The organism is Achromobacter kerstersii (assembly GCF_902859595.1).
Classification (GTDB): Bacteria; Pseudomonadota; Gammaproteobacteria; order Burkholderiales; family Burkholderiaceae_B; genus Achromobacter; species Achromobacter kerstersii.
Genome location: NZ_CADIJQ010000001.1, coordinates 1,558,317 through 1,579,751 on the forward strand (window position 1 = coordinate 1,558,317; position 21,435 = coordinate 1,579,751).

Annotated in this window: 23 protein-coding genes; 12 read left to right on the forward strand and 11 right to left on the reverse strand. The window is 63.0% G+C overall.

Going from position 1 to position 21,435, the window contains the following annotated elements:
• Positions 1 to 5 precede the first annotated feature (5 nt).
• Genes HV765_RS06725 through HV765_RS06735 form a run of 3 tightly spaced genes read right to left on the reverse strand, consistent with a single transcriptional unit; the run spans position 6 to position 3,397 of the window.
• Positions 6 to 1,712 (reverse strand): TolC family outer membrane protein, encoded by a 1,707-nt coding sequence (locus tag HV765_RS06725; RefSeq protein ID WP_175169179.1) that lies wholly within the window; start codon positions 1,710 to 1,712, stop codon positions 6 to 8.
• Entirely contained in the window at positions 1,705 to 2,574 is an 870-nt protein-coding gene (locus HV765_RS06730; RefSeq protein WP_175169180.1) for a hypothetical protein, read from the reverse strand. Before HV765_RS06730 ends, HV765_RS06725 begins: the two co-directional genes overlap by 8 nt.
• Positions 2,575 to 2,590: 16 nt before the next feature.
• The gene (locus HV765_RS06735; protein ID WP_175169181.1) at positions 2,591 to 3,397 is read right to left on the reverse strand and encodes a SapC family protein; all 807 of its coding nucleotides are present in this window, start codon (positions 3,395 to 3,397) and stop codon (positions 2,591 to 2,593) included.
• Between the two features lie 618 nt (positions 3,398 to 4,015).
• Here HV765_RS06735 and HV765_RS06740 point away from each other — a divergent pair.
• On the forward strand, positions 4,016 to 4,747 hold the full coding sequence (locus HV765_RS06740; RefSeq protein ID WP_254600478.1) for a response regulator: 732 nt from the start codon (positions 4,016 to 4,018) through the stop codon (positions 4,745 to 4,747).
• Positions 4,748 to 4,789: 42 nt separating this feature from the next.
• Positions 4,790 to 5,326 carry a hypothetical protein gene (locus HV765_RS06745; protein ID WP_175169182.1) on the forward strand — a complete coding sequence of 179 codons (537 nt, stop codon included), beginning with the start codon at positions 4,790 to 4,792 and terminating at the stop codon, positions 5,324 to 5,326.
• 203 nt (positions 5,327 to 5,529) lie between these two features.
• On the opposite strand, the gene HV765_RS06750 is transcribed toward HV765_RS06745, so the two are convergent.
• The 4 genes from HV765_RS06750 to fdx all read right to left on the reverse strand — a co-directional run bounded on the left by HV765_RS06750 (position 5,530) and on the right by fdx (position 7,459).
• A complete protein-coding gene (locus tag HV765_RS06750) occupies positions 5,530 to 5,757 on the reverse strand; it encodes a hypothetical protein (protein WP_054425445.1) in 228 nt (75 codons plus the stop codon).
• Positions 5,758 to 6,065: 308 nt separating this feature from the next.
• Complete coding sequence (locus tag HV765_RS06755; protein ID WP_254600479.1) at positions 6,066 to 6,389, reverse strand: Fic family protein; 324 nt, start codon at positions 6,387 to 6,389, stop codon at positions 6,066 to 6,068.
• Positions 6,390 to 6,569, reverse strand: coding sequence for a hypothetical protein (locus HV765_RS06760; protein ID WP_175169183.1), 180 nt, complete (start codon positions 6,567 to 6,569; stop codon positions 6,390 to 6,392).
• A gap of 551 nt (positions 6,570 to 7,120) precedes the next feature.
• The gene (fdx, locus tag HV765_RS06765; RefSeq protein ID WP_175169184.1) at positions 7,121 to 7,459 is read right to left on the reverse strand and encodes an ISC system 2Fe-2S type ferredoxin; all 339 of its coding nucleotides are present in this window, start codon (positions 7,457 to 7,459) and stop codon (positions 7,121 to 7,123) included.
• Positions 7,460 to 7,657: 198 nt separating this feature from the next.
• On the opposite strand from fdx, the gene HV765_RS06770 reads away from it, so the two are divergent.
• A complete protein-coding gene (locus HV765_RS06770) occupies positions 7,658 to 8,386 on the forward strand; it encodes a carbonic anhydrase (protein WP_175169185.1) in 729 nt (242 codons plus the stop codon).
• A gap of 30 nt (positions 8,387 to 8,416) precedes the next feature.
• On the opposite strand, the gene HV765_RS06775 is transcribed toward HV765_RS06770, so the two are convergent.
• A complete protein-coding gene (locus HV765_RS06775) occupies positions 8,417 to 9,589 on the reverse strand; it encodes an extracellular catalytic domain type 1 short-chain-length polyhydroxyalkanoate depolymerase (protein ID WP_175169186.1) in 1,173 nt (390 codons plus the stop codon).
• 28 nt (positions 9,590 to 9,617) lie between these two features.
• Entirely contained in the window at positions 9,618 to 10,040 is a 423-nt protein-coding gene (locus HV765_RS06780; RefSeq protein WP_054425649.1) for a hypothetical protein, read from the reverse strand.
• Between the two features lie 217 nt (positions 10,041 to 10,257).
• Between HV765_RS06780 and HV765_RS06785 the strand changes: the two genes are divergently transcribed.
• A complete protein-coding gene (locus tag HV765_RS06785) occupies positions 10,258 to 10,428 on the forward strand; it encodes a hypothetical protein (RefSeq protein WP_156336765.1) in 171 nt (56 codons plus the stop codon).
• A gap of 440 nt (positions 10,429 to 10,868) precedes the next feature.
• Here HV765_RS06785 and HV765_RS06790 read toward each other — a convergent pair whose 3' ends face one another.
• Together HV765_RS06790 and HV765_RS06795 are read right to left on the reverse strand one after the other, a co-directional pair.
• Positions 10,869 to 11,480 (reverse strand): ferritin-like domain-containing protein, encoded by a 612-nt coding sequence (locus HV765_RS06790; protein ID WP_175169187.1) that lies wholly within the window; start codon positions 11,478 to 11,480, stop codon positions 10,869 to 10,871.
• A gap of 105 nt (positions 11,481 to 11,585) precedes the next feature.
• Positions 11,586 to 11,774, reverse strand: coding sequence for a hypothetical protein (locus tag HV765_RS06795; RefSeq protein WP_175169188.1), 189 nt, complete (start codon positions 11,772 to 11,774; stop codon positions 11,586 to 11,588).
• A 206-nt stretch (positions 11,775 to 11,980) separates the two neighbouring features.
• Between HV765_RS06795 and HV765_RS06800 the strand changes: the two genes are divergently transcribed.
• The 8 genes from HV765_RS06800 to HV765_RS06835 all read left to right on the forward strand — a co-directional run bounded on the left by HV765_RS06800 (position 11,981) and on the right by HV765_RS06835 (position 21,429).
• Entirely contained in the window at positions 11,981 to 12,958 is a 978-nt protein-coding gene (locus HV765_RS06800) for a LysR family transcriptional regulator (RefSeq protein WP_054425435.1), read from the forward strand.
• Complete coding sequence (locus HV765_RS06805; protein WP_175169189.1) at positions 12,955 to 14,436, forward strand: SidA/IucD/PvdA family monooxygenase; 1,482 nt, start codon at positions 12,955 to 12,957, stop codon at positions 14,434 to 14,436. Before HV765_RS06800 ends, HV765_RS06805 begins: the two co-directional genes overlap by 4 nt.
• A complete protein-coding gene (locus HV765_RS06810; RefSeq protein ID WP_175169190.1) occupies positions 14,433 to 15,407 on the forward strand; it encodes an ABC transporter permease in 975 nt (324 codons plus the stop codon). Before HV765_RS06805 ends, HV765_RS06810 begins: the two co-directional genes overlap by 4 nt.
• Complete coding sequence (locus tag HV765_RS06815; RefSeq protein WP_175169191.1) at positions 15,404 to 16,321, forward strand: ABC transporter permease; 918 nt, start codon at positions 15,404 to 15,406, stop codon at positions 16,319 to 16,321. The genes HV765_RS06810 and HV765_RS06815 overlap by 4 nt, the downstream gene beginning before the upstream one ends.
• Complete coding sequence (locus HV765_RS06820) at positions 16,318 to 17,328, forward strand: ABC transporter ATP-binding protein (RefSeq protein WP_054425426.1); 1,011 nt, start codon at positions 16,318 to 16,320, stop codon at positions 17,326 to 17,328. The genes HV765_RS06815 and HV765_RS06820 overlap by 4 nt, the downstream gene beginning before the upstream one ends.
• Complete coding sequence (locus HV765_RS06825) at positions 17,325 to 18,341, forward strand: ABC transporter ATP-binding protein (RefSeq protein WP_175169192.1); 1,017 nt, start codon at positions 17,325 to 17,327, stop codon at positions 18,339 to 18,341. Before HV765_RS06820 ends, HV765_RS06825 begins: the two co-directional genes overlap by 4 nt.
• Before the next feature lie 100 nt (positions 18,342 to 18,441).
• A complete protein-coding gene (locus tag HV765_RS06830) occupies positions 18,442 to 20,016 on the forward strand; it encodes an ABC transporter substrate-binding protein (RefSeq protein ID WP_175169193.1) in 1,575 nt (524 codons plus the stop codon).
• 3 nt (positions 20,017 to 20,019) lie between these two features.
• A complete protein-coding gene (locus tag HV765_RS06835) occupies positions 20,020 to 21,429 on the forward strand; it encodes an acyl-CoA thioesterase/bile acid-CoA:amino acid N-acyltransferase family protein (protein WP_254600480.1) in 1,410 nt (469 codons plus the stop codon).
• Positions 21,430 to 21,435: the final 6 nt, after the last annotated feature.

A 21,435-nucleotide genomic window follows, 5' to 3' on the forward strand; every position in this document is an offset into this window, starting at 1 on the left:
TTGCTTTACAGAATCTGCTGGCTGATCGCCGCGATATCCGCGGCGTTCAGCGTGCCTGCTGCTTGCTTGAGCTTCAGGCCGTCCAACACAAAGTTGTAGCCAGCCTCGGCCTGCTGGCGCTTGGCGTTGTACAGATTGCGCGAGGCGTCCAGCACGCTCACGATGTCGTTCAAGCCCGCCGTGAAGCCCTCTTCCTTCAGCTTCAGCGCCAGCTCAAACGATTCCACCGAACTGTTCAGCGCCCGAATGCGGTCCACGCCGATGACGATGTTCTGGAATGACGAGAACACCTGGCGCTGCACCTTGCGGCGCGTCAGGCTCAGGTCGGACGACGCGGCGCTCAGGCGGCTGGCGGCCGCGTGGCTCATGCCGTACGTGTAGCCGCCCTGAAAAATCGGCACCGACAGGTTCACGGTGAAGCGGGTATCGGCCACGGTGCTGCCGCCACCAAACAAGCTGCCGCCGGTTTCGTTGCGGCCGGTGGACGCGCGCAGGTTCACACTGGGGTAGTAGCCCGCCTTTTGCACCGCCACTTCTTTTTCGGCCACGGCCACGCCGGCGGACGCTGCACGGATCGACCAGTTCTGGTCCAGCGCCGTGCGCAGCCAGGCTTGCGCGTCGTTGGGCGCAGGCAAGGTCATGGGCAGGTCTTTGCGCACCGGACGCAGCTTCAGGTTGCCGTAGCCGATGATTTCTTGAATGGCTTGCTGCTTGTCCAGGTAATCGTTGCGCGCCAGCAGCGTGTTGGCGTCCTGGATGTCCAGACGCGCCTGCACTTCGCTTAAGCCCACGCGGGTTTCCTGGCCGCTGTGATAGCGGGCCTGCACCAATTCCATCTGCTTTTGGGTGGTGCGGCGCTCGGCCTCGGTCAGTTCCACCTGATCTTGCGCGGCCAGCACGCTGAGATACGCGGTGGCCGTGCGCAGCATCAAGTCTTGCTGCGCGTAGGCGTAGCTGGCCACTTCCTTGCGTTCGGCGTCCTGCGCCTGGCGCCACTTGTGATACGCGCCCAGTTCAAAGATGGGCTGGTTCAGGGTCAGCGCCCAGCCGTTCTCGGCCCAGTTGGCGCGGCCCGTCTGGTAGACGGCGTTTTCGCTATCGACCACGTTCTGCTTGACGCGGCTGCGGTTCACTTCGCCGGTGACGCTGGGCAACAGGCCCGCGCGCGCGGACGTCACGCCGTAACCCACTGCTTGCAACTCTTGATAGGCGCCCTGCAATTGCGGGTCGTTCTGTAGCGCCATCATGTAAACCTGGTCAAGCGTCATCGGATCGGTTTGATCCGGCAGCTGCGCACCGTTGTACGCCGGGTTGTCTTGCGGCAGGTACGACACCGGCGCGGGCAGCACGGTGGTTTCGTCAAAACGCGGCGCGGGCGACGGCGCAACGTCATCCATCTGCGCGCTGGGCGTCGTCTTGCCGAAGCCGGAATCCTGCTCCGGCGTGCGCTGCCCCATCTTCAACGTGCCGCTTTCGGTCTGCACGCCGCTTGCCGGCGCTGCGGTGGCGGTGGCCGGGGTGGCAACGCCCGGCGTAGCGACGCCCGGCGTGGCGACGCCCGAGGCCGACATCGGCGCGGTGTCAGCCTTCGCTGCCGGTGCGCTTTTTTGCGCGGCGCAGCCCGCCATACCCATTGCCGTCAACACGGCCAGCGCGATCATGCCCGTGCGCGTGGGCGCGGGGCGGCAGAGAAGCTTGTCGTTGTCAGTCATAGTAGACAGTCAGAAACTCGTGTCCGTCCCGCGCGGCGCCGGCAGCCAGGCTGTACAGGCTGCGCGGTTCGTCGGGCAAAAGAAAACCCAGGACCTCGCTTTCGGCTAGCGCCAAGCTGGCGGCAACACGCAACAGGTCGGGGATGAAGGCTCGCAAAGGCAGATCTGCCCCGCGGAAGGTGACGGTGAACGAATCGCGACGGGTGTCGGCTTCGTCCACTTCCAGAAACATGAAGCCGCTAGGGTCGGCTTGCTCGCAGGCCTCTTGCGCGATGCGTTCGGCCACCTGGCGCAACACGGGGTTGGCCAGCTTGGCCAAACGCGGCGCCAGATGCGCGTCAAACGCGGCGCGCTCAGCCAGATAGCGCATGCGGTAGGCGGTAATGGCCGCTTCCTGCTGCGTGGCCGGATGCCATTTGTAGCCGCAGCCCAAGGGCAATACGCCGTGCTGGCGCAGTGCTTCGGGCGTGGGCATGAATTCCAGGTAGATGCGGTAAGTGCCTGCCGCGCCGTCCGGCTCGTAGGCGAAGAACATGGCGCGTGCGTGCTCCATGTCTTGCTGCACGCGCATCCACAGAGATTGCGGAATGGCCAGCGCCTGCGACAGCGTGGCCATGTCCAGCTGATGCCAGTGTTCACGCTGGATGCCCAGCATGAACCGGTTGCCAACAAGACCCGCGGCCGAAAACTTCATCGACCACTCGACCCCGTCGATCTGCCTGCCCTTGAAGACAGACAGCAGGCGATCCGCCCAGATCCGCCGTTCCCCCCGCAGCGTGTGCAGGGGGATGTGGATCTCCGGCTCGGCGCCGGGTTGGCTTGCGGCCGGGCCGATCGCGGGAGTCAAGGTAGCGGTCAGCATGGCCCGGGTGGCGCTGTCAGGCCGCGGACTCGGCGGACGCCGTGTCAGCGGGCGCGGCGTCGGTGCTGGACGCCACGTCCTTTTGCTGCTGCGCCTTTAGGCGGCGCTGCTCGTCCAGCTGCATGGCCAGGCGCTGGATGTTGCCCAGCGATGCGCGGTGCAGTTCGATCAAGCGCAGGATGCCCGAACGCTGAAGCTCGACCACGCGCGCGTCGTCGATGCCGGCAAACTTCTGCTCGTCCACCACCCAGAAGCCGCTCAAGTAGCGGTCGCCATCGGCTTGCGAAATCGTGATCGTCTTGGCCGACAACAAGCCCAGCTCGTTCAAGCGCTTGGCCATGTTCTTGGTCAGTTCCATTTCGCCCTGGAACACGCGCAGGAATTCCATCATCTGCGTCAGGTAGCCCGTTTCCTTGCCGTCTTCAAACAAGGCCACGCCGTCAGCGGTATTGATGCCGGGGTAGGACTCGTCAATGCAGACGGCCAGGCGGTCGGCTTCGGACGTCGTGCCCAGCACGAAGGGGTAACGGCGGGCAAAGGCCGGCACGTAGGTGTCGGGCCTCCAGGTGCCCTGCTCGGTCACGAACAGGTTGGACTTGTCTTCCAGGCCCAGCAGCACGGCAACGTGGAAGTTACCGGCTTCGTCACCGACGAAAACGATGGGGTAATGACGGCCGGCATCGGCGAATTCGCTGGCCGCAATGGGCAGCGCATTCGTGTCGTGCGCAAACGCGTAGTGGTCCGGCTGGATTTGGATTTTGGTGTTTTGGTGCGCCGCACGGTCCAGCGCAACAGCCCGCTCGTAAAACACAGTTGCTGACATTATTAAATTCTCCTTACCCGGTGTTTGTCACTTTGTCCACGTTTTCGGCAAGGATTATGCGCAACTTCAGCACGAAGTTTTCCCGAAAAATCCATACGTCATAAGGGTGAACAACCGCAAGAATTAGACGGGTTTTGTCAAATTTCGTCCATACCTGAAATTGGGCATTTTCCCTATGCAGAACACGAACCCGCCGGCTAATGCAGGCAAGTCCAGACATAAACCGATATATTTCACATCACGTCAAAAACGGCCCGGAATTTTTCGGGATAAATGGACAGAAATTGAATAACCGGGCCGTCCTCACCCGACGCTATCCCCACCGCAAAAAATATTCAGTTACCACTTCCCTGGTAACGGAATCCTTGCGTTGACGCCGAAAATTAACCGGAACGAATAGGGGCCGCATTGGACCTTAGTCCTAGGACGCAACACAATCCGAGGCCACGGCCGCTGGATATTTCGTTGACCGGCACGTCAGGCTTTGTTAAGTTATTTCCGACTGTGTCACGGCCGATCCGCGCTACGCGGGCTCTTGCATCGGTGCCGGATTCCCCTTCCATCCCTATTCCGACTCGGCCAATTGGCTGACGCGGGTCCGCTTTCCGGAGACTTCCCGTGACCGCAGTGCTGATGATCGAAGACCACACCATGTTCCGTGAGGGACTCATGATGACGATCGGACACATGGCGCCCTCGCTTGATATCTGCCCCGCCGCAAGCGGCGCTGAAGCGCTGGCCGTTCTTGAATCGCGCGCTGACATCAGCCGCGTCATCATGGATTACTACCTGCCTGACATAGGCGGCACCGCCCTTTTGAAGCGGCTGCGGCAAGTACGGCCAGGCGTGCGCATCCTGGTGTTGTCGGCGTCTGAAGATGCGCACGACCGACGCTGCGCGATGACCGCCGGCGCCCGTGCCTTCCTGCACAAATCGGCGAGCAGCCAGATGCTGCTCTCGGCCCTTGAACAAATCGACCTGCCCTACCTGCCTGACGGCCAGCCTGACGCGCAACGCGTGCTGGGGTCGCCCGGTGTGCTGCGCGGTGTGACGCCCGGTGTGTCGCCTGGTGTGTCGCCCGGTGTGTCGCGCGGTATGTCGCCTCCATCGCCCCCGGTTGAACGGCCCGATGAAGCCGCCCTGCTCAGCGAATTAACGCCGCGTCAGATTGAGGTGTTGCGCCTGATGTGCGACGGCATACGCAACCGCGACATCTCCGAGCAGCTGGGCGTGACGGAGAAGACCGTCAAGGCGCATATCTCCGTGATTCTGGCCACGCTTGGCGTGCCCAATCGAACGCAAGCGACGCTGGTGGCGCGGCGCGGCGGCCTGTTGGGCAAACCGGTTTAGCGGCGGGTCTAGCGCGCCAGGGGTTTATGACAGAATGGCGCCATGCGTTTACTTATCACTGTTTGCATCCTGACTCTGGCCGCCCTGGCTTTCGTGGCTTACCGCTATGCCCAACGTGCGCCGGGCGATACGCCGCGCCGCATTGGCAGCGACGTCCTGGCCGGCGCCATCATGTTTGCCTTGTTCGCGCCAGCCATCGGCGGCGCCGCAGTCACCATCACCATCAGCGCCATCGCGATGGCGCCGAAGAATCTGATGATGCTGATCTTCGGCTTGCCCTGGTTTTATATATTTGGCGCCGTGCCTGCATTGTTATGCGGCGTCGTGGCAGGCGCCTTGCGGCCCGCTCGAACCACGTGGTGGTCATACGCCAAGATTGCGCTCGTAGGCGGCGTTTTCGGCGTGGGCTTTGTGCAAGGCTTCACGAGCCGCGAGTTTTCATGGGAAGAACTCAACGGCTCGTTGGCCATCGGCGGCCCGGCCGGCGTGTTCAGCGCCTTTCTCTGCTCGATCTGGTTCTACGGCAAGCCCGGCAATACGCGCCCAGCCGATGGCGATGCGGCGCGGGCGACGGTGTAGCGGGCTGTCGTGTCGGGCAACGATGTAGCGGGCTGCCGTGTCGGACTATCGGGCTGCGAGGCTTTGGGCTGCTAGGCTTCGGGCTGCTAGGCTATCGGGCTGCGAGGCTATCGGGCTGCGCGGCTTTCGGGCTGAGGGGGCTACTGGGCTACGGAGCTCTATATATAGGGCGATCGGGACAGCGGATTCTTGGTCAGAAGCCCTTATCCCCTAGACCTTTCCCCGGCCTTTTCCGCTTCCTCTTTCTCTTCCGCCTCGGTCTTCACCTCTTGCAGCTTGACCGTCTGCGTACAGCCGTTGGCCGCCGCGCACTGGCCAGGTTGCTGCGAGCTTTTCACGCATTCCGCAAACGCCAGCGCGGCATCCACCGTCGCGAAGTGGTACGAATGCCCGTCGGCAAAAGCGACCTTTCCTTCCACTGAGCAATCCATGGCTGACTCCGTTAGCGTGACGATTCTTGGTCGCCGTAGCCGAAAGGCCAGCGGCGCTTGTTCGGTTCAGGGGTCGGCTTTTCGTTATTCATGATGGACTCCAATTTTCGAATATAGGAATCCTATCTGCGCAGTCGTAACAGCGATGTAAGGGTTCGAAAACAAGCCCTTCAACAGTGGAAATGCCCGCGCCGACGGCAGTCACCACAACAGGTTCAGCGATTTTTCAAGTCTCCGCATTTACCGTTGGCTTGTCATGCGCGAGCCACACTGCGCTGAGAAAATCGGCGAATGCCGCACCAGAAATTTCACCCGCCGCGAGCAAGACGACGACCTCTTCGAGCTCGGCGACCCGTGGTATTTGAATGCCTTGCCGATACAGGTAAGGTCAACGCACAAGTCAGCGCAGTTCGCTTGTTCGCATCATTGAAGACATGGCCGCGAGCTACCGCTTCCGCGTAGAGGCCCGCAATGCCAAAAACATCATCCAACCCTGCGTAGTGGGCGTGCATTTCTATCCGAAAAAGCGCTGCCTCTACCGCGCCGACGCCACCGCCCGCCAGACCGGGTAGGCCACCGGTTTCGGCCAGGATTTCATCGTGAATGGCAATGAAAAACTGAGAATCGAGCACCTACCGATCCTTCAGAGCAATGAGCACATCCCGATGGACAGCAATGACGCTCTTCGCCGCCGATGCCACCTTTTCTTTATCCTTCTCGGTCATCACGGGCGGCAGTTCGCGTGCGGGTTGGATCTTCTCCCGCTGCACTAGCTTGTAGCCATACAACTTTTCACCGTACGAAATTTCCATCGCTGCCTCATTTGCCAATATTGCCGTTGCCCGGACCCCGGACGTGCATCTTGCATCTATACAAGCCCCACAGGGACCTTGGCTGGCCGGCCCAGCCTTTCCCGCGAAACACACACCCGGCATTCAACCACACGGGCGATACTCCCCTCCCCGCCTTCAGTGCTATCAATAAAAGCGCCAAGGGAGAAACCGCCATCCGCTGGCATAACAACATCCGGCCCGATGCGGAATGGCGATTTTAGGGAGGACATTGTCATGGCCTCAGGCTCACGACTGTCTGACGTAATTGTCAAACTGCCGGACCGATCGACCGTACGCGTTGAACGTCGCCTGGTCATTATTCGAAGCGCAGACGCGTCGCCAGAACATCGCTATGTCTGCACGTTGGAATCGGGCGAACAAGTGATTTGGCTGGGCGATGGAAAGTACCGGTTGCCAGATGGCGCCGTCGCCGTGGCGGTTGCACACAAACGTCCATAGTTTGCGAACTTCGACCAGTACGCATCATGGGCGGTTTTGCCATTGCGCTGACCGCCATCGCCGCATTCGCTTCAGTGGTTTTCCTTTGCATGATTGACCGTGTACTTGGGGATGTCGACCGTCAGGTCTTGTTGGCCGACGATGGCCTGGCAACTTAGGCGCGACTGCGGTTCGACGCCCCATGCACGGTCCAGCAGGTCTTCTTCGCCCTCTTCCACGTGATTGAGGGCATCGAAGCCGCTGCGCACAATGCAGTGGCACGTGGTGCAGGCGCGGCTTTTTTCGCACGCGTGTTCAATGTCGATGCCGTGATCCAACAACGCATCGCAAAGGGACGTGCCTGCGGACACGTCGAGCACTGCGCCGGCGGGCGCAAGATCGGGATGAGGAAGAACGGTGATTTTTGGCATATCGGGCGGCCTTGTGTGTCTGTCTTGGAAGATCCAAACCAAGACCCCGAGCCTAAAAATGCCAACGTTGGCAAGGTCAAGCGGCCGCCGCGAAAAACAATTGTGAAGTCCACACGGGTTACTGCGCCGAAACACTGTTATCGCCGCACAATAGTCGCGCACGAATTCTCTGGACATCTCGTCCTTTGGGAGAACCCTATGTGCGATTGCGCCAACTGTCTTTCCCTCTCCACCCCTGAAAATCCCCGCCGCCGCCTGCTACTGGGCGCTGCTGCTGGGATTGCCACCATCGGAGCCACGGGCTGGCTTGAAGCCGCCCACGCCGAAGTCCCGTCCAACGATATTGGCGGTGACGCCGCCTTGAAGCGCTTGATGGCCGGCAACGCGCGGTACGCCGCCAACAAGCCCAACGTTCGAGACTTTTCAGCGGGCCGTGCCGCTCGCGTCAAGACGCAAAAGCCGATTGCCGCAATTTTGAGCTGTTCCGATTCCCGGGTGGCGCCGGAGTTGGCGTTCGACCAGAATCCGGGCGACGTATTCATCGTTCGCGTGGCGGGCAACTTCGTCAATGACGACGGCCTGGCCAGTTTTGAATACGCCACCAAAGTTCTGAACGTGCCATTGATCCTGGTTCTGGGCCACAACAACTGTGGCGCGGTCGACGCCACGATAAAGGTGCTGAAAGAGAATGCCGAACTGCCTGGCCACCTGCCCGAACTGGTCAACGCCATCAAGCCCGCCGTGGAACGCGCCAGCAAGGGCGACCCCAAGAACCTTCTGACCGCCGCCATCGCTGAAAACGTCCGCCAGGCCGTCCAGCGATTGCAGACGGCGCAGCCGGTGCTGCAAAGCATGGTTCAGCAGAAAAAGCTGATGGTGGCGGGCGGCGTCTACGACCTGGCCACGGGTAAAGTCACGTTGGTCTGATCGCGCGGCGCGGGAAAGCTGCAACGCGCCTTAGTGCTTAGCGGCCAAGGGGTGTTCGAAGAAGAATCGCAACATCTCTTGGGTCGCATTCGGGCCGCTGCCGTCTGTATAGGAACCGCGCGCGGAACCGCCGGCCCAGGCGTGGCCGGCTCCATGCACCACCCAATATTCCGCAACCACGTCGCCCGCCGCATTCCGGTACACGCGCTTGGTGCTGTCGCGCCCGTGGTTCGCGCTGGCGACGCGTTGGCTTTCGGCGCGGGCGCTGGCCCCTGCGCTTGCGGCGACAACCGCGTCCGCGTTGCTGGGGTGGACGGTGGTATCGCGATCGCCGTGAAAGACGATGGTCGGCACCGCATTAGGCGACGCCGCCCCCGGCCCGGCGCCCATTCCTTTCATAGCGGCCAATGCGCCCGGCAGATCCTTGGCGGCTCCCGCCGCCAGCCCGGAATGCACGCCCGCCGCCGCATACAGCTTCGGATAAGTGCTAGCCAGAATCGCGGCCATCGCCCCGCCCGCCGACAGGCCAGCCACGTAGACGCGGCGCGTATCGATGTTGTGCTCGGCAATGATGTGGCGCGTCATGTCCGCCAGAATCGACGGTTCGCCTTTGCCCGCCTGCTGGTGGTTGTGCTTGAACCAGTTCCAGCATTTCTGCGGATTCACCTCGCCCGGCTGCACCGGATACAGCACATAGAAGCCCTGCTCTCGCGCGGCGTCGTTCATGGCGGTGCCGGCGGCGAAATCATCGGCGTCTTGAGTGCAGCCGTGCAGCATCACCACCAGCGGCCGGGGCTGATCGCCCGCGCCAGGCGGCACGTACAGCTTGTAGCTGCGCTGGCCGGCGGCGTTGCGAAAGGCGCCGGAGAGGAAGGCATCAGGTTGCGAAGCGGGCTGCGAGGGGGACTTGAAGTTGGGCTCGGGGGTGGACGGCGAAGCGGGCTGTGAGGCCGGCTGCGAGGTGTGCTTTGAAGCGGGCTGCGAAGGCGCTTCAGAAACGGGTTCGACAACGGGCTTGGATTCCGGAACTTCCCAAGCCTCGACGTCGATGACGTCGGCATCATCGAATCGCGGCTGCGCGGCGGTGGCCGTTGGCTGCACGCCAAGCAACGCGGCTTGAATGGCGGCCGTTGCCGCAGCCAGATTGCCGGAACGGGTAAGCCGGGTGGCTTGGCTCATGAGCTGCTGAAATTCAGGGTGCATGGTGTGACCTTTAAAGCGGCTAGGACTGTCAGCGAATGCGCTGACGCAGGGCGGCCTTGACGGCGGCGCTTGCGTGCAGCGCCCCCAACACCGTCACGGATTCAATCGTGGCCAGCGCCAGCTCGGGCGTCACGTCCGGCGCAATGGTCGCCAGACCCAAAATCCGAATCTGAAGCATTTCACCGGCGGCCTGAACCGCCAGCAGATCCTGGGCGGTGTAGTGCTGAATACCCAGCACCAACGTTTTCCGGCTGACCGCCTGCCGCACCGCTTCACCATGGGTGGCAAGCTGGTTGCGGATCGCGGTGCGGATCAGATCGGTCCGATTGGCGTAGAAGCCTTCCTGGACCAGCAGATCAATTTGACCCAGGTCGACATAACCCAGGTTGATCGTGATCTTTTCGTCGGAAGGCTTGGGAGCGGAAGCGAGGCGTGGGGGACGTGGAGGCATGAAACGGATCATAAAACCATCCAAGTGGATGGCATATGGATGTTTCAACTTGATAGATCTATTCGGCCACTGCCCCGGGGACCCAGGGCCGAAATCAAGATTGCCTGTTTCAATTGATCCGTAGGGGATCAGATTTTTAAGACGTACTGTGTGTAGGTGGCAAACCGTCACCGCGACCTAAAAGGTCGACATCACCACAACATCAAAGGTGCGCACTATGACATTCCCAACACGCTTTGGGGCTAACGCTACGGGCGCTCATCCGGACAAAACCCAGCCTCCCGGCAAGCCACAGGAAGCGAAGGTCGCGACCAAGGATGATGCTGCGCAAAAACAGGCTCAGGTCGACGCCAGCAAAGCAAGCGCCTTGCAAGGCGACAAGACCTAAGTCCGGCCCGTCGCCCGGGACGGGACTGAAGCTAGCCCTTGTTCCCCGTTACGGCACCCGCAGGTCAGATCACCCGCCTACTCGGCAGAGGAGATCATCATGAAGCACTCCAGCAATTCAGGGCCCCGGCACACGGTTCTTAAAGAGATGCATCGGCCTGAAGCCCATCGCGTTGAACCCGCGGCCACCCCAAAACCCACACCACCGCGCTGGAGCGAGTCGCCCACAGGCGCCGCCGCAACGCCGCGGTCGGCCGGGCGAGACGACGACCGGGATTCCGTCATCAACGGCCATGGCCATGGGCCGCGCCTGCACGCCGATTGGGATGAGCCGTAATCCACGCTTCAGGCGGGGTCGTGCCCGATCGGCCACCCGGCCAACAACGAAAAAATGGCCCCGCACCGGGGCCAGCCTGAACACATAACGCGTGCGCTAGCACGTCACAGCATGGTGTCCCGCGCCTGTTCGGCGCGTGCTGCGCCAATCGCCGTCTCGACTTTCTTCACTTCCTCTGGCGGCGGCAAAAGGGCAGGAAAGCCCAGCGCTTCGATCCACAATTCGCGGGTCCAGCCCATCGTGTGATACAGGTGATGGTCCTCGTCTTGCTCGACCGCTTCGTGGGCCTTCTTCAAGACTTTGGCCTCTTTGCCCTTCAGCTTGTCAGCGACCAGGCCAATCAACTCCCAATTCTGATGGTCTTTCGTTTCGGCCAAGACGACGCATTCCGCAGCGGCCACCTGCGCCGCCACCGCGTCGCCCTTCGACTTCGCCAGCGCGATGGCCTTCACCAGTGAATCACCATGGTGCTTAACCACTTCGCGGCTGGGCACCCGCTTATCAGGGTCAAGGCCGAGTTCTTCAAACACGGTAAGGAGTACCTGCCGATGCGTCTTGGTTTCGTCGAGATAGCTCTGCCACTCTTTCGTCAAGTCTTCGTTCGTGGCACAGGAAAGCGCTGCGGTGTAGACGTTGATGCCGCCCAGCTCCGTTTCCAGCGCCTGATAAAGCAAATCATGGATGCGTGCCATGTCACCGCTTTTGTTGGTAGCCATAAGGTCCTCTTGAGATCGTGAAGTCATGCGGCCCCACAGCGGGGCCGCATTTGAAGGTCAATGTTGGGAAGGTCAACTGCGGGGGAGCAACTGCAGAAGGGTCAACTACGGCGCAGGCTGATTGGACGCGGGAGTCCCTACCGGCTCCTCCGGGTCCAACTCATCTGACTCGCCGGGCTCTTCGTCTCCGTCCGGAGGAAAGGGTTCTTCAGCCGCGTCCTCGGCGATATCCAACTTCTTGGACTCCTCGGTGCTTGTCGGCTCGGTTGGCGCGTTGGGAAGGGGGGTATTCATGGGCTTCACCTTGTTCGGCCACATAGCCGCACAAGGGCATCGCAAGAAGCGCTCCCAAACGCCATCGCCCTAAGTCATTGAAATAACGCGCAGTTATGAAAAGGCATGAGGAAATCCCCAATTAGGGTATTTGCTTATGCCTTTTAACTATTTGCAGCGCGCATACTTGCTGGGCAAGAATTCGCTCTGAGCATAAAGCAAGACAGATGGAACTTCGCCAACTCGAGGCCTTCGCGGCCGTTATGTCCACCGGCAGCGTCACCGCTGCCGGGCGTGTGCTTGGCCGCTCGCAACCGGCCATCAGCCGCTTGCTTCAGGAACTGGAAGCCGAGATTGGCTACGCCTTGTTCGCGCGCAGTGGCCCGCGGGTCACGCCCACCGAACAGGGCTTCCTGCTGTATGACGATGTGGAACGCGCGTTGGCCAGCTTGCAGCAGATACGCGGGCGCGCCGAAGAGATTGCGCGCGGCCAGGCCAAGCCGCTGCTGCTGGCTGCAACGTCTGCCTTGGCGGCGGGCTTGCTGCCCGACGCATTGAAGCGCATCGAAACCCAAGCCGGCGCGGTCCGCATTCAAGTGCGCAGCGCGTCACCTGAACGCGTGGTGCACGCGGTATTGACCGGCGCTGCGCAATTGGGCGCGACGAGCCTGCCGTTGGAACACCGTGGTTTGACCGTGCATTGGATTGGGCAGGCCGCCTGTGTGGCCGCATTGCCCGAAGACGATGCGCTGGCCGCCCTGGACGTGGTGCCGGTGTCGGCCCTGGCCGGGCGCCGTTTGATCACCATGGCCAACCCCTACCGCTTGCGCCGCCGCTTGGACGCAGCGCTCGCCCCCGATGGCAACGCGCCTGGCACCATCGAAACCAATTCGTCCGTCAACGCTCTGGCCGCCGTGCGCGCTGGCCTGGGCGTGTCGGTGCTGGAACCGATCACCGCTTACGGCGTCCCGATGCCGGGCGTAGCGATCCGGCCCATCGACTTGGACATCCCTTTTTTCTTTGGGGTCATCACCCCGCAGTCGCAACCCCTGACGCCGGCCTGCCAGGCCATGGCCGACGCGCTGGCCGATGCCGCCGCCGCCCTGCTGCCCGGCTTTGTGCTGCACGACGCCTGCGAGCATTCGGCGCTGTTGCAGTCGATCTACGGTGATGACGCCCCTGTTTTGGAAACCCCCGCACTATGAATCAGCCCATCGCCACCCCGCCGCAAGGCTTAGCCGCGCTGGAAGCGCGCCTGCGGCAAGACCTGTCCTGGCTGGAAATTCCCGCCAAGAACTGGGTTGCGCCCCGGCTCGTGGACGGCCAGCAAGTGCTGGACGTCGTCATCATTGGCGGCGGCATGGCCGGCTTGGCTGCGGCGGCGTCGTTGACGCATCTGGGCATTACCGCGCCGATTTTCGATCAAGCGCCCGAAGGCTATGAAGGCCCGTGGGCCACGACGGCGCGCATGGAAACGCTGCGTTCGCCTAAACAATTGACCGGCCCTGCCCTGGGCTTGCCGGCGCTGACGTTCCGCGCCTGGTTCGAAGCGCAGTTCGGCTCGGCGGAATGGGACGCGCTGGACAAGATTCCGCGCCTGCAATGGATGGACTACCTGCGCTGGTATCGCCGCGTGCTGAACCTGGACGTGCGCAATGAACACCGCGTGTTGGCGGTGCAACCGCGTTCCGACCGCCTGGTGCAGTTGGACATCGAGTCCCCCGCCGGCCGCAGCACCGTGCTGGCCCGCCGTGTCGTGCTGGCCACCGGCCGCGACGGCCTGGGCGGCGCGTATGTGCCTGACTTCGCTAAGAAATTGCCGCGTGACCGCTGGGCGCATTCGTCCGACGTAATGGACTACGCCACGCTGGCCGGCAAGCGCGTCGGCGTCGTGGGCGCGGGCGCGTCCGCCATGGACAGCGCAGGCACGGCGCTGGAAGCCGGCGCCGCCAGCGTCGACCTGCTGATCCGCCGCAACGACATTCCACGCGTGAACAAAGGCAAAGGCGCGGGCAACCCCGGCCTGACTCACGGCCACCTGACCCTGCCCGACGAATGGAAGTGGAAGATCCGCCACTACATCAACGCCGCGCAAGTGCCGCCCCCGCGCGGCAGCACCTTGCGCGTGTCGCGCTTCCCGAACGCCCACTTCAACCTGGGCTGTGGCGTGCAAGACCTGGCAATGGTGGGCGACGACATCCACGTCACCACGCCCAAGGGCGTATTCGTACTGGACTTCCTGATCTTCTCCACGGGCTTCCGTATCGACTGGACCGTGCGCCCGGAATTCGCGCTGCTGGCGCCTCACGTGCGCAACTGGGGCGACCGTTTTACCCCGCCCCCCGGCGAAGAGGACCAGGAACTGCATGACTCGCCCGACCTGGGCGCCGTCTTCGAGCTGCAAGAAAAAGTCCCCGGCGCCTGCCCCGGCCTGGACCGCGTGCACTGCTTTTCTTACCCCGCTGCGCTGACGCAAGGCACGATCTCGGGCGACATCCCGGCCATCAGCGACGGCGCCAAGCGCCTGGCGCAAGGCATCGCCGGCCTGTTCTACCGCGAAGACGTGGAAACGTACTACGCGAATATGGAAGCGTTTTCGGAACCGGAAGTGTTCGGCGATGAATGGACGCCCGCCCCGCCGCCCGCCCAGGCTGCGGCCTCCCAAGCGGAGACCGCGCAATGACTGGTTGGTTGATACGCCGTGTCGCGCAAGCGGCGGTAGTCGTGTTGCTGATGACCCTGATTGTCTTCGTGGGCCTGCACGCCATCGGCAACCCCGTTGACATCCTGATCGGCCAGGACGTAGACCAGGTCGACCGCGCCCGCATCATCGCGGAGCTTGGCCTGGACAAACCGCTGTGGCAGCAGTACCTGGGCTTCCTGAATGGAGCGCTGCACGGCAACCTGGGCAACAGCTTCGTCTACAACATTCCCGCCATTGAACTCGTCATCCAGCGCCTGCCCGCCACGCTTGAACTGGCGATCAGCGCCCTGGGCCTGGCCGTCATCATCGGCTTGCCGCTGGGCTTGATTGCCGGGCTGTACCCCGACAGCCGCTTTTCCAAAATGATCATGGCCGGCAGCATCGTCGGCTTCTCGCTGCCCACGTTCTGGGTGGCGCTGATGCTGATCATGACGTTCAGCGTGTCACTCGGCTGGCTGCCCGCCAGCGGCCGGGGGCAAACGGTGGAATTCCTGGGCTTTCAGTGGTCGTGGTTGACTGCCGACGGCTGGCGCCACTTGATCTTGCCCGCGCTGAACCTGTCGCTGTTCAAGATTTCGCTCGTCATCCGCCTGACCCGCGCCGGCGTGCGCGACGTGATGCCGCTGGACTTCGTGAAGTTCGCCCGCGCCAAAGGCTTGTCGCCGTTTCGCGTGGTCTGTGTGCACGTGCTGCGCAACACGATGATCCCGCTGGTGACCGTGCTGGGCCTGGAGCTGGGTTCGACCATTGCGTTCGCCGTCATCACGGAAAGCATTTTCTCTTGGCCGGGCGCCGGCAAGCTGATTCTGGACAGCCTGAACGCGCTGGACCGCCCCGTCATCGTGGCCTACCTGATTGTGGTCGTGTGCCTGTTCGTGACGCTGAACCTGATCGTCGACATTCTTTATAAAGTGCTGGACCCCCGGGTACGGCTGGAGGGCTCGGCATGAGCACCACTGCAACCCCTGACAAGGTTCCCGCCCTGCGCCGCGAATCACCCTGGCGCCGCAACCTGACTGAATTCATGTCGTCCAAGACGGCGGTGTTCGGCCTGGCCGTGGCCACCCTGCTGATCCTGGCCGCCATCTTCGCGCCGTGGATCTCGCCGCAGAACCCGTACGACCTGCTGCAAATCGACGTGCTGGATTCCCGCATGCCGCCGGGTTCCATGAACGGCCTGGACACCTTCCACTACTGGCTGGGCACCGACGGCCAAGGGCGCGATCTGCTGTCCGGCATTCTGTATGGCCTGCGCATCAGCTTGATGGTGGGCGTGGGCTCGGCGGTTATCGCCGGCATCGTCGGCACGCTGCTGGGCTTGCTTGCTGCCTACGCGGGCGGCAAGGTTGATGCCTTCATCATGCGTTTGGTCGACCTGATCCTGTCGTTCCCGTCGATCCTGGTTGCCATGATGATCCTGGCCTATCTGGGCAAGGGCGTGGGCAACGTGGTGCTGACGCTGGTGATTCTGGAATGGGCCTATTACGCCCGCACCGCGCGCGGCCAAGCCCTGGTGGAACGCCGCCGTGAATACGTGGAAGCCGCCCGCTGCCTGGACATTCCCAACTGGCGGATCATGTTGAAGCACATCCTGCCCAACTGCCTGCCGCCGCTGATCGTCATTGGCACCTTGCAGATTGCGCGCGCCATCACACTGGAGGCCACGTTGAGCTTTCTGGGCCTGGGCGTGCCGGTGACCGAACCGTCGCTGGGCCTGCTGATTTCCAACGGCTTTCAATACATGCTGTCCGGTGAATACTGGATCAGCTTCTACCCCGGCATCGCGCTGCTGATCACCATCGTCGCCATCAACTTGGTGGGCGACCGCCTGCGCGACGTGCTGAACCCAAGGACTCACAAATGACCGACCGCACCGCTACCGGCGCGCCGGCCACGCTTGAAGTGCGCAACCTGCGCACGCACTTCCACACCCGCGCGGGCGTGCTGCCCGCCGTGGACGACGTGTCGTTCACGCTGGAGCGCGGCAAAATCCTGGGCCTGGTCGGTGAATCCGGCTCGGGCAAATCCGTGACGGGCTTTTCCATCATGGGTCTGGTCGACGCGCCGGGCCGCATCGTGGGCGGCGAAGTGCTGTTTCAAGGCCGCGACCTGACCAAGCTGGCCCCGCGCGAACTGCGCCGCCTGCAAGGCAACCGCATCGCCATGATCTTTCAAGATCCGATGATGACGCTGAACCCCGTCTTGCGGGTGGATGTGCAGATGATCGAAACGGTGCGCGCGCATAACAAGATGAGCAAGCGCGAAGCGCGCACGCTGGCGCGCGACACGCTGGGCATGATGGGCATTCCCAGCCCGGAAGAACGTTTGCTGGCCTACCCGCATCAGCTGTCTGGCGGCATGCGCCAGCGCGTGGCCATTGCCATCGCCATGCTGCATCGCCCTGACCTGATCATTGCCGACGAACCCACCACCGCGCTGGACGTCACCATCCAGGCGCAGATTCTGTCTGAAGTGCAAAAGCTGGCGCAGCAACACGGCACCAGCCTGATCTGGATTACGCATGATCTGTCGGTCGTGGCGGGTCTTGCTGATGACGTGGCCGTGATGTACGCCGGCCGCATCGTTGAACACGGCAAGGTCGACGACGTGCTTGACCGCCCGCAGCACCCCTACACCGTCGGCCTGATCGACAGCCTGCCCAGCAACAACCAACGAGGCCAGCGCCTGCGCCAGATTCCCGGCATGACGCCCAACCTGCTGCACCTGCCCGCGGGCTGTGCGTTTTCCGCGCGCTGCTCGCGCGCCACCGCCGCCTGTGGCCAGCAACCCGGCATCACTCAAGCCCTGCCCGAACACGACGTGCGCTGCTTCCATCCGACTATCCAGATCCACAACGAGGTGACGGCATGACTGTATCCGCCGCCCCCACTCCGCTGATTGACCTTGCGCAAGTCAGCAAGCGCTTTGGCGAAAGAAAGGTCGGCGCAGCCGGCCGCGCCATGCAAAAGCTGGGCCTGTCCAAGCCGCCCGCCATCACGCGCGCGGTCGACCACGTGGACCTGATCGTGAACCCCGGCGAAGTGGTCGGCCTGGTGGGCGAATCCGGCTGCGGCAAATCCACGCTGGGCCGCATCGCCGCGGGCTTGTTGACGCCATCGGGCGGTGAAGTCCGCATCAACGGCGTGCGCCCGTCGGACATGACGTCGGCCGAAGCCCACGCCGCGCGCCTGACCGTGCAGATGATTTTCCAGGACCCCTACGCCAGCCTTAACCCGCGCCTGCGCGTGGACGAGATCGTGGGCGAAGCGGCCCGCATCCATGGCCTGGTCGGCAATGGCGACTTTGACGACTACGTCAGCGCCCAGCTGGAACGCGCGGGGCTCGACCCTGCCCTGCGCCAACGCTACCCGCACCAATTCAGCGGCGGCCAGCGCCAGCGCATCGGCATTGCCCGCGCGCTAGCCGTGCAGCCGTCCATGCTGGTGTGTGACGAAGCCGTGGCCGCGCTGGACGTGTCCATTCAAGCGCAAATCCTGAACCTGTTCATGGACCTGCGTGAAGAACTGAACCTGACGTACCTGTTCATCAGCCATGACCTGGGCGTGGTGGAACACCTGTCTGACCGCGTCGTCATCATGTACCTGGGCCGCGTCGTGGAAACGGCCACCGTGGACGAAGTATTCCAGCGCCCCAACCACCCGTACACGCAAGCGCTGCTGGCGGAAATTCCCAGCCTGAAGTCGCGCCACAAGATCTTTACCGCGATCAAAGGCGAGATTCCCAGCCCGCTGAACCCGCCCGGCGGCTGCCATTTTCATCCGCGATGTCCGCATGCGATGCCGCGCTGCAAGACCGAAGTTCCCACGTTGAAGGGAATCGCCATCAACCATTTAAGCGCCTGTCATTTGAACGACATGGCCTGAACCTAATTGGCCGCGTTGTCCTGAATGCCTGTAGTGGCCTGAATGACAACGCAGCCTTCGGAACACTTAACTCGTTCCCCCCCTACCAAGGACCCCGAACATGAAACGCTTGATTCTTTCGACCCTGACCGCCGCCATTCTCGGCGCCTCTGCCGCGGCCTCTGCCGACAACCTGTCGATCGGTTTTGCCGACCCGCTGTCGTCCCTGGACCCGCAGCTGAACAACCACGCCGGCGACCGCTCGGTGGCCCTGCACTTCTGGGACTTGCTGATCGAAAACAAGTGGAACAAGCTCCAGCCGGGCCTGGCCGTCAGCTGGAAGCCGCTGGACTCCACCACCTGGGAATTCAAGCTGCGTGAAGGCGTCAAGTGGCAAGACGGCACGCCGTTCACCGCCGACGACCTGATCTATTCCTACACCCGCGCGCGCGGCGTGCCGGGCAGCGTGGCAACGTACGCCGGCTACCTGCGCACCATCGACACGATGACCGCGAAGGACCCGTTGACCCTTATCGTCAAGACCAAGGCGCCCAACCCCGACCTGCCGCTGAACCTGGCATCCGTACACGTCGTCAGCAAGCACGTTGGTGAAAAGTCGACCACCGAAGACTACAACTCGGGCAAGGCCATGGTTGGCACCGGCCCGTACAAGTTCGTGTCCTACACGCCGGGCGACCGCGTCATCATGGAACGCAACGACGGCTACTGGGGCGACAAAGCGACCTGGGACAAGGTCAACTACCGCTACATCAACAACGCCGCCTCGCGCACCGCTGCCCTGTTGGCTGGCGACGTGGACGTGATCGACAAGGTCTCGGTGTCGGACCTGGCCAAGCTGCAAAAGGCCCCGAACATCGCGGTGTACCCGTACGACGGCCTGCGCGTCATGATCCTGCAACCCAGCTTCAACCCCGCGCCCAACCAGTACATCACCGACAACAACGGCAAGCCGCTGGACAAGAACCCGCTGCTGGACCTGCGCGTGCGTCAGGCGCTGAACCTGGCCATCAACCGCAAGGCCATTTCCGACCGCATCCTGCAAGGCGCGGCCACCGAAGCCAACCAGTGGATGCCCAAGGGCACCTTCGGCTACAACCCCGACGTGAAAGACATCCCCAACGATGTCGCGCAAGCCAAGAAGCTGCTGGCCGAAGCGGGCTTTCCCGACGGCTTCAAGCTGACCATGCACGTGCCGAACGACCGCTACCCGCAAGGCCCGGAAACGGCCCAAGCCGTGGCGCAGTTCTGGACCCGCGTGGGCGTGAAGACCCAAGTGGAAGTGGTGCCATGGGCCGTGTACTCGGGCCGCGCCAACAAGAACGAATTCGCCGTCAGCATGCTGGCGTGGGGCAACGGCACGGGTGAAGCCAGCTACGCGCTGGTCAACATCCTGGCCACCGTCGACGCCAAGAAGGGCCTGGGCGCGTCCAACTGGGGCCACTACTCCAACCCCAAGGTAGACGCCGCGCTGGAACAGTCCACGTCGGAATTCGATGTGGCCAAGCGTGAAGCCATCTTGCGCGACTCGGTCAAGCTGGTGGCTGACGACGTCGCCATCTTCCCGCTGTTCCACTACAAGAACATCTGGGCCACCAAGAAGGGCCTGAAGGTCACCCCGATGACCAGCGACCGTACGGCCGCCATGATGGTCACCAAAGAACCGGCCGGTAAATAAGCCATGGTGCCGACCCTAACCATCACCCCCGCGGACGCCCTGATCGACGTGCCGCGCCAGATCCGGGTCGAGCACGTCGAGCCGGGCCAGACGGTGGAAATCACCGCGCTGACCCGCCGCAACGGCGTGCTCTGGCAGGCTCAAGCTGCGTACACGGCAGGCGAAGACGGCGTGGTCGACCTGACCCGCGACGCGCCTATCTCGGGCGACTACACCGGCGTGGCCCCGATGGGCCTCGTCTGGTCGCAAGCGCCCGTGGATTCACCCAGCCGCGAACACTTCAACCATCCGGTCACCGATGCCTTGGTCACCGACGTGGTTGCCCGCGTGGCCGGTGCGCAGGCGCAAGCCACGTTCACGCAACGCTTGGCGCTGGACGGCGTCACGCGCCACGACGTCCGCGAAGAAGGTCTGGTCGGCACGCTGTACCTGCCGGCAGGCAGCAAGCCGGGCTCGCACCCCGCCGTCATGATCCTGAACGGCTCGGGCGGCGGCATCAACGAACCGCGCGCGGCGCTTTACGCATCGCGCGGCTACGCCGCCTTTGCGCTGGCGTACTTCAAAGCGCCGGGCCTGTCCGACTACATCTCGAACACCCCGCTGGAATACTTCCAGACCGGCCTGCGCTGGCTGCGCAAAAAGGTTCAACCCAAGCACGACTTCGTCGCCATCAGCGGCCAATCGCGCGGCGGTGAACTGGTGCTGCTGCTGGGCGCAACCTTCCCCAAGGAAGTGTCTGCCGTCGTCGCCTACGTACCCGGCGCCGTCGTCCACAGCGGCCAGAACGCCTGCGACCCCAAGATCGGCCGCGAAGGCCCGACCTGGCTGCTGGGCGGCAAGCCCATCCCCCACGTCTGGGAAAACAACCGCACCGCCACCTGGGCGCCGTTTGATGAAGGCCCATCGCCGCATCGCCACGAAAAAGCCATCCTGACCGCGCTGCAAGACCCCGACGCCGTCGCGCGCGCCCGCATTCGCGTGGAAGACATCGAAGGCCCGGTCATGCTGCTGTCGGCCACCGACGATGGTTCGTGGCCGTCGAGCCTGTACTCGAAGATGGTGCAGGACAAGCTGGTCGACGTGAAACACCCCTACCCCGTCGAATGGCTCGACTACGAAAACGGCGGCCACTCGATCCTATTCCCGTACGTGCCCACCACCCAGCTCGTCTACGCCCACCCCGTGTCGGGCAAGATCAGCACCAGCGGCGGGAATCCAAAAGACAACGCACGCGCCGACCAGGAATCGTGGGAAGGCGTGAAGAAGTTTTTGGACGCGGCGGTGAAAGCGCGGGCGGCATCGGCTGCGGCTTCGGCTTCGGCTGGGCCAGCGGCTAGTTCGACTGGCGCGGATTCCGCAAGCTCGCAGTCGGCTCCTGCCCATTCAGCAAGCACTTCCGGCGACGCCGGCTGATCAGAC

Coding starts and splice junctions, on each gene's coding strand:
- HV765_RS06780 (WP_054425649.1), bottom strand. CDS start 10,040: ATGCCTCCACGTCCCCCACGCCTCGCTTCCGCTCCCAAGCCTTCCGAC.
- HV765_RS06725 (WP_175169179.1), bottom strand. CDS start 1,712: ATGACTGACAACGACAAGCTTCTCTGCCGCCCCGCGCCCACGCGCACG.
- HV765_RS06785 (WP_156336765.1), top strand. CDS start 10,258: ATGACATTCCCAACACGCTTTGGGGCTAACGCTACGGGCGCTCATCCG.
- HV765_RS06770 (WP_175169185.1), top strand. CDS start 7,658: ATGTGCGATTGCGCCAACTGTCTTTCCCTCTCCACCCCTGAAAATCCC.
- HV765_RS06800 (WP_054425435.1), top strand. CDS start 11,981: ATGGAACTTCGCCAACTCGAGGCCTTCGCGGCCGTTATGTCCACCGGC.
- HV765_RS06830 (WP_175169193.1), top strand. CDS start 18,442: ATGAAACGCTTGATTCTTTCGACCCTGACCGCCGCCATTCTCGGCGCC.
- HV765_RS06735 (WP_175169181.1), bottom strand. CDS start 3,397: ATGTCAGCAACTGTGTTTTACGAGCGGGCTGTTGCGCTGGACCGTGCG.
- HV765_RS06815 (WP_175169191.1), top strand. CDS start 15,404: ATGAGCACCACTGCAACCCCTGACAAGGTTCCCGCCCTGCGCCGCGAA.
- HV765_RS06835 (WP_254600480.1), top strand. CDS start 20,020: ATGGTGCCGACCCTAACCATCACCCCCGCGGACGCCCTGATCGACGTG.
- HV765_RS06810 (WP_175169190.1), top strand. CDS start 14,433: ATGACTGGTTGGTTGATACGCCGTGTCGCGCAAGCGGCGGTAGTCGTG.
- HV765_RS06750 (WP_054425445.1), bottom strand. CDS start 5,757: ATGGATTGCTCAGTGGAAGGAAAGGTCGCTTTTGCCGACGGGCATTCG.
- HV765_RS06775 (WP_175169186.1), bottom strand. CDS start 9,589: ATGCACCCTGAATTTCAGCAGCTCATGAGCCAAGCCACCCGGCTTACC.
- HV765_RS06745 (WP_175169182.1), top strand. CDS start 4,790: ATGCGTTTACTTATCACTGTTTGCATCCTGACTCTGGCCGCCCTGGCT.
- HV765_RS06820 (WP_054425426.1), top strand. CDS start 16,318: ATGACCGACCGCACCGCTACCGGCGCGCCGGCCACGCTTGAAGTGCGC.
- fdx (WP_175169184.1), bottom strand. CDS start 7,459: ATGCCAAAAATCACCGTTCTTCCTCATCCCGATCTTGCGCCCGCCGGC.
- HV765_RS06825 (WP_175169192.1), top strand. CDS start 17,325: ATGACTGTATCCGCCGCCCCCACTCCGCTGATTGACCTTGCGCAAGTC.
- HV765_RS06760 (WP_175169183.1), bottom strand. CDS start 6,569: ATGGAAATTTCGTACGGTGAAAAGTTGTATGGCTACAAGCTAGTGCAG.
- HV765_RS06730 (WP_175169180.1), bottom strand. CDS start 2,574: ATGCTGACCGCTACCTTGACTCCCGCGATCGGCCCGGCCGCAAGCCAA.
- HV765_RS06790 (WP_175169187.1), bottom strand. CDS start 11,480: ATGGCTACCAACAAAAGCGGTGACATGGCACGCATCCATGATTTGCTT.
- HV765_RS06805 (WP_175169189.1), top strand. CDS start 12,955: ATGAATCAGCCCATCGCCACCCCGCCGCAAGGCTTAGCCGCGCTGGAA.
- HV765_RS06795 (WP_175169188.1), bottom strand. CDS start 11,774: ATGAATACCCCCCTTCCCAACGCGCCAACCGAGCCGACAAGCACCGAG.